The organism is Corynebacterium variabile (genome assembly GCF_006539825.1).
In the GTDB taxonomy this organism is placed as follows: Bacteria; Actinomycetota; Actinomycetes; order Mycobacteriales; family Mycobacteriaceae; genus Corynebacterium; species Corynebacterium variabile.
Genome location: NZ_BJNT01000004.1, coordinates 263,382 through 276,861, shown reverse-complemented (window position 1 = coordinate 276,861; position 13,480 = coordinate 263,382). Strand labels below are relative to the sequence as shown.

General features: G+C 70.1%; 4 protein-coding genes. 2 read left to right on the top strand and 2 right to left on the bottom strand.

What is annotated here, in order from left to right; translation table 11 throughout:
• Positions 1–514: 514 nt before the first annotated feature.
• Together betT and CVA01_RS02975 are read left to right on the top strand one after the other, a co-directional pair.
• The gene (gene betT / locus CVA01_RS02980) at positions 515–2,716 is read left to right on the top strand and encodes a choline BCCT transporter BetT (RefSeq protein ID WP_141328486.1); all 2,202 of its coding nucleotides are present in this window, start codon (positions 515–517) and stop codon (positions 2,714–2,716) included.
• 93 nt (positions 2,717–2,809) lie between these two features.
• A complete protein-coding gene (locus tag CVA01_RS02975) occupies positions 2,810–3,415 on the top strand; it encodes a hypothetical protein (RefSeq protein WP_141328484.1) in 606 nt (201 codons plus the stop codon).
• Between the two features lie 157 nt (positions 3,416–3,572).
• Here the strand turns inward: CVA01_RS02975 and CVA01_RS02970 are convergent, their stop codons facing one another.
• Positions 3,573–4,094: a holo-ACP synthase gene (locus CVA01_RS02970; RefSeq protein WP_244938110.1), complete on the bottom strand. Its 522-nt coding sequence runs from the start codon at positions 4,092–4,094 to the stop codon at positions 3,573–3,575.
• Positions 4,091–13,456 (bottom strand): type I polyketide synthase, encoded by a 9,366-nt coding sequence (locus CVA01_RS02965; RefSeq protein WP_141328482.1) that lies wholly within the window; start codon positions 13,454–13,456, stop codon positions 4,091–4,093. Before CVA01_RS02965 ends, CVA01_RS02970 begins: the two co-directional genes overlap by 4 nt.
• Positions 13,457–13,480: the final 24 nt, after the last annotated feature.

Below are 13,480 nucleotides of genomic sequence, written 5' to 3'. Positions count from 1 at the left end.
AGACGGGGACGAGGTCTCTACGCGTCCTACGAAGCAGGACGCCGCACGACACGCCACCGGCCGGTGCCCGCCGTCTCCGAGACAAAGGAGCTCCTGCTCACCGGCTCTGGTACCGGGACGGTGTCTGTCACGGTGGTGGCGACGGGGCGGGAGGGAAGACTGAATCGTTCGCGGAGATGACGGGTCATGGGAGTAGCGGTCCCCTTTCAAGATGTCGGTCGTGTGTGGTCTGCCGGGTTCCGGGCGACGCGGGACTTCACCGTCAACGCCGGACGCCACCGAGTATCGGACACACGTCTGCCACCGGCCGTGCGGATTCCCGTGACTCCCCGCCACATCCCCTGCCGGTTCACTGGCAGGACCGGCACGACTACCGGAGGCGACGTCCACACCCTCGTCTCCACCCTCCGGAAACCGAAGAGCAAATTGATAACTGCACAATGTTTTTCTACGGTGGGAGGGTTCACAAGAGGTGAACCACATGACGGAATGGACAACTACACAGGGAGAATGAGTGAGCGACCACGAGAGCTCCGACATCACTGAGCCAGTCGACCGGACCGCACTGGGCGGCACTCCACGCAGTACGCGGGAGCAACGGCAACGGGACAACCGCCCACCGGCGTCCCCCGAGGAACTGTCCCGCGGCGCCGGCGCGTTCACGGACAACGCCGGCCACACCGACCACAAGGTCAACTGGGTCGTCCTGACCGTCAGCGCGGCAGTGATCCTCGCGTTCTCTCTGTGGGCCATCATCGCCCCGGACAACGCCGACAGCGTCATGGCGTCCGTCGTCGACGCCATCGCCTCAGGTTTCGGCTGGTACTACGTGCTCACCGTCGCCATCGTCATCGGTTTCGTGCTGTGGGTCGCACTGTCACGTACCGGCAGGGTCCGCCTGGGGCCCGACCACTCACGCCCCTCCTACAGTCTGTTCACCTGGGTCTCGATGCTCTTCGCCGCCGGTGTGGGCATCGACATGCTCTTCTACTCGGTCACCGGCCCGGTAACCCAGTACATGACCCCGGCGAACGCCGACCCTGAATCTGCGGAAGCCACCCGCGACGCCGTGGTCTGGACCATGTTCCACTACGGCATCAGCGGCTGGGCGATGTACTCCCTGCTCGGCGCGGCGATGGGCTACTTCGCGTTCCGCTGGGGAATGCCACTGTCCATCCGCGCCGCCCTGTACCCGCTGCTCGGCAGGCGTGTAAAGGGGAAGACCGGCCACACCATCGACATCGTCACCCTCGTCGGCACGGTCATGGGCGTGGCCACGTCCATGGGCATCGGCGTGGTGCTCCTGTCGGTGGGATTCTCGAAGCTCTTCGGCCTGCCGGACGGGCTGGGCCTGCAGGTCGCTCTGGTCGGCGTCGCCGTGATCATCACCGTCGCGGCCTGCACCTCGGGCGTGGACAAGGGCATCCGCATCATCTCCGAGATGAACCTGTGGGTCGCCGGCGCGATGATCCTCTACATCATCGTCACCGGGAAGACGTCCTTCCTGCTCAACACAATGGTCGCCAATGTCGGCAGGTTCATCAACACCCTGCCGGAACGCACGATGGAGACCATGGGCTACGAGCCCGACGGCGCGGACTGGATGGGCGGCTGGACCCTGTTCTTCTGGGCGTTCTGGCTCGCGTGGGGCCCGTTCGTCGGCGTCTTCCTCGCCCGGATCTCCCGCGGGAGGACGCTGCGAGAGTTCATCATCGCCGCCATCACCGTGCCGGTGATCTGTGACTTCCTCATCGTCACCACCTTCGGAAACTCCGCCCTCTACGAGGTCCTCCACGGCAACACCTCCTTCGCTGAGGAGGCCATGGAGTCCCCTGAGCAGGGCTGGTACTCACTGCTGGAGATGTTCCCCGGCGCGACGTTCATCATCGGCCTGGCCACGCTCTCCGGGCTGCTGTTCTACCTGACCAGCGCCAACTCGGGTGCGATGGTGATGAGTACGTTCTCGGCGTCCATCCCGGATCCGGCGCAGGACGGCCCGAAGTGGCTGCGGATCTTCTGGGCGCTGGTCACCGCGGTGCTGACGGTGGCGATGCTCATCGCCGGCGGCGTCTCCACGATGGAGCACGCCACGCTGATCTTCGCACTGCCGGTGACGGTCATCGCGTACCTGGTGATGATGTCTTTCTCGAAGGCCCTGCGGATGGAGCGGGTGCAGATGGACGGTGTTGTCCAGGTGCAGCGGGGCTCCAGTCAGGAGCGCACCTGGCGGCAGCGACTCGCCGGCCTGCGTCATTACCCGGACGCCGACGAGATCCGGTCCTTCACCGCCGACACGGTCGCGCCGGCCCTCGACGAGGTCCACACCGAGTTCACCCGGCTGGGTTATGACGCGACGCTGACCTGCGGGGAGGACGCCGCGACGTCCCTTCCCACCTGGACGCTGCTCGTGCCGCTGGAGCACCACCGCGGTTTCCAGTACATGGTCGCCCCGGTCACCACCCCGGTCCCGTCCTTCGGAGGACGCCGCGCCCAGTCACAGGAGGACTACCTGCGCCTCGAGGTCTTCGACCAGACCGGTACCCGGGGCTACGACCTCAACGGGCTGACCACACAGCAGATCGTCGACGATGTCATCGACCGCTACGAGATGCACCTGTCGTTCCTCACGGAGTCTGCGTCCACGGACACCCGGTCCCGGCTGACTCCCCCGGTCACACCGGTCGCCGAGCCCTCCCTGATCAAGGATGAGGAGTAGGGGGACGGTAAGTGCCCGGCGCCGCCCGGGTGGGCCGATCCGGTCCACTGCCTGTCCCTGGCAGCATGCGGAGACCGCCGATACCGTGGACCCGTGTCCCACCCCCTCACACCCCTGTACACCACCGTCATCAGCCTGCCCGCCGCCCCGGGCGTCTCCACCTACCGGGAGGCCCTACGGGGCATCGAGGGATACCGGGTCACCGACGACGGAACCGTCCACCTCGGCAGCCAGCTGCGGTACGCGCTCCTCGGCTCCTCGGCCGGCAGCACCCAACCCACCCCGGTGTCCGTCCGGTTCTCCACCGTCGACGCCGGCACGGTGACCGCCACTGTCACACCCCGGTACACCTCACCGTTCGTACTCCCCACCTGGACGTCCCGTAATCACCAGTTGCGCACCGCCGTCCGGGTGCAGGACCCCCTCGCAGCCCCCTCCCCCAGCGCCCCGACTGCAACGACGCGGATGGACGCCACGCGTGCCGAGCTGCTCAAGGGCTGGGCGTCCGCCCTGGTCGTCGGCCTGGCGACCGCACTGGTCGTGCTCTGCCTCATCATGGGACTGGTCACGCAGTGGGACGTGGGCTTCATCGTCCTGTTCCTGTGCTTCATGGTCGTCGCCACCGCGGTCAGCGCCTGGTTCTCGGTGCGCGCGCAGCGCCCCGTCAAGGACCCCACGGCTGTCCCCCTGCCGCACTAGCTCTGATGCCCCGGCCCTTCGCAGAGGATGCCTGACCGGAGCAGCCGTCATGAGTTGACCCGAATCTGTCAGACCGGGGCCTCCGGATAGACAGATTAGGGTCAACTCATGACAGGCACGTCAGGGGAAGCCGGGCGTGGGTTGTAACTCGCGGACGCTACACCCGCCACTCCCCGACCACGAAGGCCTGGGCGACAGGCCCGTCGTGCGACAGGCTCAGCTGCCACACCGCATGGCCTGCCCCGTCTGCCCCGCCGAACCGGGCGGTCAGCGCCCCGTTCACCCGGACCTCCAGTGCAGGAGCCAGCCGGATGTACGGCCGACCCCAGCGGTCCTTGACCACCTCGATCTGCGACCAGTCCATCTGGGCACCGGGAATCTCGTCCCCGGCGTCGGCCAGCGTCCATGCCTTGTAGAAGGCCTCCTTCGCCGCCCACCGGGCGGCAAGGTGCTGTCCGATGTTCCCACTGGTCTTCGCCAACCGGGCGCACTCACGACGCTCCGCCCCGGTGAAGGACAGTGCGAACTTCGAGCCCGGCAGGTCCAGCTGTTCGGTGAACGCGGGGATGTCGACCACGTCGACACCCACACCCAGCACGAACCCACGTGGCACCAGATCCACCGGCTCCACCCGACCTCGCGCGGATACGGGCCCCGCGCCGTTCACCGGGTCACTCACCGGAACAGACCGTCCTCACCGGCGCGGGTCGCCGGGTCGAGCAGCATGGCCGGCTCAGCCTCGTCGATGTCGACACCGTCGGCGAAGCGACGGTGGCCGATCTCCTCGAACAGGGCACGGTGGCCGAGCATGCCGGCCTCGCGGCGGCGGACACCGGCGCGCAGGCGCTCGGAGGCCTTCGCCTCCCAGGCCGCCGCAGCATCCTCACCGATCTGGGACGCCACGGCGACGCGGAACGCCTCCGGGTGCACCAGCGCGAGCAGCGCGGACACGTGGCCGAAGCCCAGCGAGGTGAGCAGACCGGCCTTGACCGTGCGCTGCAGCTGCAGCGGGTTGCGCAGCCACACCAGGTCCGGGGAGGACGCCATCTCCGGGTCCACGCAGTCCAGCGAGCGGTTCGCCGGGATCTTCGAGGTCCGGAACATGTCGCCCAGGCCGGCCGCCTGGAAGACGGCGGCACCGCCCTTGGCGTGACCGGTCAGGGTCTTCTGCGACACGACGTACAGCGGGTTGCCCGCGGTACGGCCCAGCACGGACGCCAGGCGGGTGTGCAGCTTCGACTCGTTCGGGTCATTGGCGTTGGTGGAGGTGTCGTGCTTGGAGACGACGGCGATGTCGTCGGCGGACACACCCAGCTTCGCCAGGTCGCGGGCCAGACGGGAGTTCTTCCCGCCACGGCCGGCGGCCAGCGCACCCTGGCCCGGGGCCGGGATGGAGGTGTGGGCACCGTCGGCGTAGGACGCCGCGAACCCGACCACGGACTGGACCGGCAGGCCCAGCTTCGCGGCCACGGAACCACGGGCCAGCAGGATCGTGCCACCACCCTGGGCCTCGACGAAGCCGCCGCGGCGACGGTCATTGGCCCGGGAGTAGAAGCGCTCGTTGAGGCCCTTGGCGGCCATCTTGTCGGAGTCCGCGGTCGCGTTCATGTTCGCGAAGCCGGTGATGGACTCCACCGAGATGTCGTCGGTCGCACCGGCGACCACGAAGTCGGCCTTGCCGAGCTGGATCTTGTCGGCACCCTCTTCGACGGAGACCGCCGCGGTCGCACAGGCACCGACCGGGTGGATCATCGCACCGTAGCCGCCCACGTAGGACTGCATGGTGTGCGCAGCGACGACGTTTGGCAGCGTCTCCTGCAGGATGTCGGACGGGATGTCCTCCTCCAGGAAGCGGTCGACGAAGAGCTTGCGCATCGAGGTCATGCCACCGAAACCGGTGCCCTGCGTCATGGCGACGTCGGACGGGTGCACGGCCTGCAGGATCTCGGCCGGGCTGAAGCCGGCGGAGAGGTAGGCGTCCACCGCGGTGACGAGGTTCCAGATCGCGATGCGGTCCACGGCCTCGATCATGGACGCCGGGATGCCCCAGCGTGCCGGATCGAAGTCGGTCGGGAACTGGCCGCCGACCTTACGGGCCAGGGTCGCCCGACGCGGCACGCGGGTCCGGGCGCCCGGCAGACGGGTGACGGACCACTCGCCGGTCTCCTCGTCGTGGTTGGCACGCGTGAAGGTCGGGTCGGAGTCCACGAAGGACGCGGCGTCCTCGGCGGAGTCCACGGTGAAGGTGACCTCGTGGTCGAGGAAGATCTCGACCTCCTGCGGGGTGTGCAGGTCCTCGAGGGCCCCGTTCTCACCGTCGTCGACGAAGGTGCGGACACCGGCGCGGGCGGCGACCTCGTCGCGGTAGCGCGTGTAGATCTCCTCCTCGGGCACGATGTTGCCGTCGACGTCGTACCAGCCGGCGACCGGGGTATCCATCCAGGTCAGCAGGCCGGTCATCCAGGCGAGCTCCAGCACACCGGCGGCGGACAGGTCCACGGACCCGTCAGCCTGGATGCCCAGCTCGGCCTCGGCACGGGTACGTCCCGAGCCCCAGGCGCTGACCTCTCCGAGGCCCACGACGACGACCATGTCCTCGAGGTCGGTGGTGACGTCACCCCACGGTGCGGCACCGAAGTCAGAGCCGACCGGCTGGGCGACGCGCACCGGCGAGGGCAGGGCGTTGACCGTGACCGGGACCTCGGCGTCATCCTCGACCGCGGCGGCGGTGGCGAAGGCACCGTCGGCGACAGCCTGGTCGCGCAGCTCGGTGAGGTTGATCTTGTCGAGCCCACCGGTCAGGTCGGCGTCGACCGGGCCGTCGAGGGCCTCGGCACGGACCGACTCGGAACAGAGCTTCAGCAGCTCACCGGAGATTTCGGCGGGGCTCCACACGTGGACGCCCGCCTCGACGGCGGCGTCGACAAGCGGGTCGTTGCCGCCCATGAGGCCGGTACCGGCGACCCAGCCGATCCGCGGGTGGGCGATGGTGACGCGCCCGCCCCACGGCTCGTTGGACCACTTGTTGCCGATGGCGTCGAAGGCGGCCTTGACTTCGCCGTACGCGCCGTCGCCACCGAAGGTGCCGCGGTTCGGGGACCCCGGGAGGACGACGTGCAGGCGGTGGGCCAGGTCGGCCTCGTGGCCGATGCGGGACAGGGCGGTGAAGGACCGCTCGACGCTCCACAGCAGCAGTCGGGTCTGGATCTCGGCGTTTCCGCCGGCGTCCTCCACGGTGCCGGAGACGCTCGGGGCGGCGAACGGCAGGAAGAGGTCGGGGACCAGGGCGGGCTTGATGAGCTTCTGGTCGGAGCCGACGGTCTCGGTCTGCTCGGTGCCGATCCACTCCACCAGCGCGTCGATGTCGCGGTAGGAGGAGAGGTTGGCCGGCACCAGCCAGATCCGGGCGGACGCCGAGGCGTGCTCACGGTAGAGCTTCTTGGCGAACTCCAGGCGGGCGGAGCTGACGCGGGACGCGGTCATGACGACCGTCGCGCCCTCGGCCAGCAGGTCGCCGACCACGCCACCGGCGATGGACGCCGGGGTGACACCGGTGACCACGGCGACCTGGCCCTCGAAGGCACCCGGCTCGGTGGAGCGGGCGTCCTCGGCGATGGACCGGAAGCGGGCGGCCAGCGAGGTGTCGCCGGCCTCCTCAGCAGCCGCGGCGCGGTACTCAGCGTGCACGGCGACGGTCTCACCGGTACCGCGGAAGGACACCGACTCGGCGAGTTCCTCACCGTTGGCCAGGCGGGCGACGTCCTCACGGGCGGTGGCCCAGCGGTCGTCGATGAGCAGGGTCCGGCGGGCGTCGAAGGACGGCGCCACGGAGGCGGGCCAGTTCGCGCCGAGCTCGGCGGAGACTGCCTCGAGGACGGCGGCGGTCTCGGCACCCTCCTCGTCGGACAGGGCGGCGGACTCGGGGACGTCGAGGTCCAGGGCGGCGAGGATGTGGCGGGCCGTGGTGGCCAGCACACCCGTCTCACCAGTGACACTTTCGGCGAAGGCGTCGAGGGCTGCGGAGTCCACGGTGCCGCCACCGCCGGCACCACCGGCGGCCGGGATGGCGACCGGGATACCGTGGGCGGCACCGGCCTGGGCGACGGCCTCGTCGATGATCGCGTTAACGTCGTTCATGGTGGTGGCAGAGGTCGCCAGGGTGGCGAGGTCACCACCACGGGAGGACGCACCCTCGCGGGACCCCAGCAGGATCTGCGCGGTGGTGTGATCGACCCAGCCCGGACCGAGCTCCCAGGTGCCGGTGACCCGGTCGGCGATGGCCGAGGCCTTGGCACCGGCGGCACCGAAGAGCTTGCGCAGGCGGTCCTTGACGGCCTCACCCAGCACCGGCCCGAACGCGGAGTAGTTGTGGGCTGCGGCGTCGACGGTGACGGACAGGGTGTCCACGTCGGCCTCGGCAGCGCCCTCGACGGCGGACAGTCCCAGCTCAGCGGAGATGTCCATGAGCAGCTGGTTCAGGCGCGAGGAGACACCGTTGGTCAGCGTACCGGTGGTGTCGGCGCCGCCGATCTGCTCCGGACGCAGCTTGTTGGCGTAGGCCAGCAGCGTCTTGATGGCGTCGGACGCCTTGTACGGCAGGTCGGCGGGACGCTCCACGGCACCGGCCGGGGCGGCCGGGGCGGTGCGCAGCTCGGCGGACTCGGTGACCGGAGCCGGCATGGACTCGGGCACGGATTCCGACGGTGCCTTGGCGGACGCCTCGGCGTGGGAGAGCACCGGGTCGCCGACCGGCACGGAGGTGGGCACAGCGTCCTCGTCCTCGTACACGGGACTGTCGATGGTCTGCTGGTCGGTGTGGTAGACGAGCTTCTCGTCGCGCTGGACGTTGCGCACGGCGACGTCGGCGGCGGAGAAGCGCGGCAGCCTGAGGGTCTTGGTGGCCAGGTTCGCCAGGGTCGGCGAGGCGCCGAGACCGACCTCGACGACCTCGTCGATGTCGAGACGGTCGGGGGCGAAGAGCAGGTCCTGGGTCTCGATCCAGCGCACCGGGGAGGCGAACTGCCAGCACAGCAGCTCGATGAACAGGGTGCGGGCGGTGGTCGCCTGCGCCGCGTCATCGGCGGTGGCGGCGGCCCAGTCGTCGAGCAGTGCCTGGGCGGGCTCGGAGGGGACGACGTCCAGGATGGAACGGACGAAGTCCTCGGTGAGCTCGAACGGGCGGGCGACGAGGTTCGGGATGTAGCGGCCGACGAGGATCTCGTGGTTGATGCGCGGCGGGAGCAGGCCGTCGAGCTTCTCCCGGAAGTCCGGGACACCGGGGTGCAGGACGCGGGAGTGGAAGGGCACGTCGATGCCCGGGACCATCATGAAGGAGCCCTTGCCGCCATGCTCGGCGGTGCGCCTGGCGGCGTCCTCCTCGAGGGCGGCGAGACCGGCGACCGTGCCGGCGATGGAGTACTGCTCACCGGCGAGGTTGAAGTTCACGATCTCGAGGAATTCGCCCGAGGCTTCGGCGACACCGTTGACGTACTCGACGACGTGCTCGTCGTCGACGCCGAACTGGTTCGGGCGCAGGGCACCCATCCGGTAGTCGGAGCGGCCGTGCTCGTCACGCGGGATGAGGTGGTGCATGGTCGAGCCACGGTGGAAGACGACCTCGAGGACGGTCTCCAGGTCGATGGTGCCGGCGTAGGCCGACAAGGCGGTGTACTCACCGAGGGAGTGGCCGGCGTAGAAGGCGTCGGCGACCAGGGCGTCGGCCTCGCGCAGGCGGGCGGTCTGTGCCAGGGCCAGGGTCGCCAGGGCGACCTGGGTGAACTGGGTGAGGTACAGGACGCCGTCCGGGTGGTGGTAGGTCACACCCTTGGCGGTGAGCTCGGTCGGGTTGTCGCGCACGACGGTGAGGATGGAGAAGTCCAGGGCCTCACGGGTGTGCCTGTCGGCCCGCTCCCAGACCTCGGTGGTGGCCTTGGAGGCGGCGCGCTCGTCGAGGCCCATGCCCTTGGCCTGGATGCCCTGGCCGGGGTAGACGTAGGCGATCGTCGGGGCGGCGGTGACCGCGGTGCCCTGGGAGACCAGCTCGTCGTTGATGCGGCAGGTGACGTCCAGCAGCAGTCCGCCGCCGGCGACGCGGCCGACGCGCTCGACCTGGATGTCCACCGGGTCACCCAGCTGCACCAGGCCGAACATGCGGTAGGTCCAGCCGAGGATGGTGTGGCCGGAACCGGCCGCAGAGGCGGCGTGCTGGGCGGTGGCCGACAGCCACATGCCGTGGACCAGCGGTGCCTGCAGACCGGCGACGCGGGCGGCGACGTGGCTGGTGTGGATCGGGTTGAAGTCACCGGAGACCCAGGCGAACGGGGTCATCTCTGCCGGGGCGTTGACCCGGGTGCGCAGCAGGGTGGAGCGCGGGGTGTCGGTGATCTCCCGGTCGATGCCGCCGGCGGGGGCCGGATCGGCGGGCGGGGTGGTGCCGAAGGCGCGGCCACGGATGGCGAAGCGCTCGGTCTGCTTGCCGAGCAGCTCACCGGCGGCGTCGAACATGTGGTGGTGCACGGTGACGACGCGTCCGGAGGAGGACTCCTCGATGCCGGCGGCCCAGCTGGTGACGGTGATCTCGCCGGTGGGGATCTCGTCGGCCGGGACCTCGAGGGCCACGGAGTGGTCCAGGTGGACGGCGTTGAGCAGACCCTCGATGACCGGGTAGCCGTCGACCAGGGCGGATCCCAGGGCGGCGTAGATGGCCGGCCAGCAGGTGCCGAGCAGGGCATCCGGCACGATGGTGGCGCGCTCGTCGGAGCGGGACCCGGAACCGGTCCCGGACAGGTCGGGCAGGCCGGCACCGGTCACGCCGGCGTGCTGGGAGCCGAGGCTGTCGGTGAGGTGGAAGGTGTAGGTGAACGTGCCGAACGGGGTCTCGGCGGTCTCGGAGCCGTCGATCTTGGCGGGCATCCGGTCGATGACGTCGTCGGTGACGGAGGTGTTGCCCACACCGGCGGTGCCGGCGAGCAGGCCGTACATGGTCTCCGGGAGCTTCTCCTCGTCGACGACGGGCAGGGCGCCGGAGGCGACCGCGTCGGACAGGATCAGCGGGACCGGCAGGCGGCGCACGGCGTGGACCCTGCCCTCGCCCTCGCCGGCGGCGGTGCCGTCCCAGAAGGTGTCGAGGTGCAGGTCGACGGTGACCTTCACCGGGCCGCCGTTGCTGCCGTCGTCGGTGACGATCAGCTCGTACTTCTCCTCGTCGATGACGTGGGCCGGGTTGTCCATGAGGTGGCCGGTCCAGGAGATGTACGGGGTGGCCTTGAGGAAGGACGCGACGTCCTGTGCATCGGAGGTCCGGGACCACGCGGTGGTGACCTCGGCCTCGTCACTGTCCAGGGAGTGGCGGCCGGCGGAGGCGGAGTCGCCACCGGCGACGCGCTCACGGCAGGCGTCCTCGAAGCGGCCGAGGATGGACGCGACGGGCTCGTCGACGGTGGTGATACCGGAGACGGACACCGGGCCCGGGATGATGCGGACCTGGTCGGCGGAGTAGCGGGTGTCCTGGGACTGCCACAGGCAGTCCTTGCCCCACCAGGCCAGGAGGTCCTCGTCGATGGCGGGGACGAAGCCGACGGGCTTCGGGAACTTGCGGCACATCACCAGGAACCAGGCGGTGTCGAGCGGGGTCAGGGTGTCGTTCTCGGCGGCCGGGTAGGCCTCGATGAGACGGGCGATGGCCTCATCCGGCTGCGCGGCGTCCTGCTCGGTCGGGAAGAGGGTGACGACCTCGCCGTGGTCGGCGTCGGACAGGCGGGCCTCGACACGCTGCAGCAGCAGGTGGAAGCGGGACAGCCAGGACGGGTCGACCCACGGGAAGGAGAGCTCGGCGAAACGGCGGACGACCTGGGCGTAGGTCATCTCCTCGAGCTCACCGAAGTAGGGCTTGGCGGTCTTGTTCAGCGCGGCGATGATCTCGTCGCGGCGGGCGTTGACTGCCTCGAGGTTGGAGCCGATCTCCTGGATCAGACGCATGCACTTCGCGGCTGAGTTGTCGACCTCGTGGATGTCCGCACGCAGGTGGGACAGGCCGGAGGTCGCGCCACCGGCGGAGTGGCCCGGGGCGATCCAGCCGCCGTTGGGGGCGGTCAGGGCCGAGCCGGTCTCGTCGGCGACACCGGGGGTGTCGACGAGGAGCTGCTTGATCTCCGGGGTGGTCTTGGCCTCCTTGGCGGTCATCGCCGCGGTACCGACCATGATGCCGTCGACCGGCATGGCGGGCAGGCCGAGGGCGGTGGCCCAGGAACCGGTGAGGTAGTCGGCGGCCCGCTCCGGGGTGCCGATGCCGCCGCCGACACAGAGGACGACGTTCGGCTGACGACGGATCTCCGCGTAGGTGGCGGTGAGCAGGTCGTCGAGGTTCTCCCAGGAGTGGTGGCCACCGGCGTGGCCGTCCTCGACCTGGAGGATGATGCTGGTGCCGGTCTCCTCGAGCTGGCGGGCGATGCCCAGGCCGGCGCGGATCTGGGCCACGGTGCCCGGCTTCAGGGCGATGTGGGAGAACCCGGAGTTACGCAGTGCGCCGATGACCTCGGGAGCCTCGTCGGGCTCGGGGATACCGGCGGAGATGACGACGCCGTCGAGCGGCGCGCCGGACTCACGGGCCTTGGAGACCACGCGCTGGGTGCCGAAGTGGAGGTTCCACAGGTAGCGGTCCATGAACATGGCGTTGAACTGGACGGCGCGGCCCGGGTCGAGCAGACCCTTGAGCTTGGTGAGGTTGCCGTCGAAGACCTCGGCGGTGACCTGTCCGCCACCGGCCATCTCGGCCCAGTATCCGGCGTTCGCGGCGGCGGCGACGATCTCGGGGTCGACGGTGGTCGGTGTCATGCCGGCCAGCAGGATCGGGGAACGGCCGGTCAGACGGGAGAACTTCGTCTCGACGGTGCGGCCGGTCGGCAGGTCGAGCAGGCGCGGGGCGAAGCCGGACCAGTCGACGGTGCGGGCGGGGTCCTCACCGGGGGCGGCGAGCTCGTCGACGGCGGTGAGGGTACCGGCGGCCACGAGGCCGGCACCGGAGCCCTCGACGAGGTCGGCGGAGAGCTTGGAGACGGTGTCGCCGGGGCCGAGGTCGAGGAACCAGGTGGTACCGGAGGCCAGGGCGTCGACGATGCCGTCGACCCAGTCGACGTGGTCGGTGAGCACGGCGCGGGCGAGCTTCTCGGCGGCACCGTCGGTGTTGAGACCGCAGGCCTCGGCCCAGGCGACGGTCTGGGCCACGGCGGGCTCCATCATGTCGTGGTGGAAGGGCACGGTGACCTCGAGGTACTCGCAGACCGGGGCGAGCGGGGCGCCGCCACGGGTCTTCGCGGCGAGCTCGGCGGCGTCACGGTCGGCGACGACGGCGATGGTCTTCTCGACCACGCCGAGGTCCTCCGGGGCACCGGAGAGGATGAAACGGCGGTGGCCGTTGCGGATGGCGACCTGCACACCGGTCTCGGCGCCGCCGGCTGCCTCGGCGACCTCGGCGAGGACGGCGTCGAGGGTGGCGCGGTCGAGACCGCGGACCGAGAGCATCGGTGTGGCTTCGCCGGCGGAGACGCCGAGGGAGCGGGTCAGGCGGGACGCGGCGGCGCCGATCAGGCGGGCGACGGCGACGACATGGGCGGGGTCGCCGGCGCGACCGTCGACGAGTGCAGCACCGAGGATGCCCTGGGAATGGCCCAGGACGGAGGCACGGTCGGCGGCGACGGCGGCGGTGGCGTCATAACCGGCGGCCTTCAGCGCGGCGAGCTGGCCGAACTGGGCGACAGTGATGCCCGGTACGGACAGGGCGGCGGAGACCGAACCCTTGGCACCGGTCAGGCGCTCGAGGGTCAGGGCGCCGGCGGTGGCGGCGGTGACCTGTGCGGCGACCGGGGCGATGAGGGCGGCGGAATCGTCGAGGACGCCACGGACGGCGTCACCCAGGGACGGGTCCTCGGCGAGGTCGGTGAGCCCGGCGCGCCAGGCGGTGGCCTGTCCGCCGAACAGCAGGGTGGCCCGGTCGGCGCCCGCATCGGCGGAGCTCAGTCGGGAGAAGAAGCTGGTGTGGGTCATGATGTCCTTTGCGTAGGAGTCGGT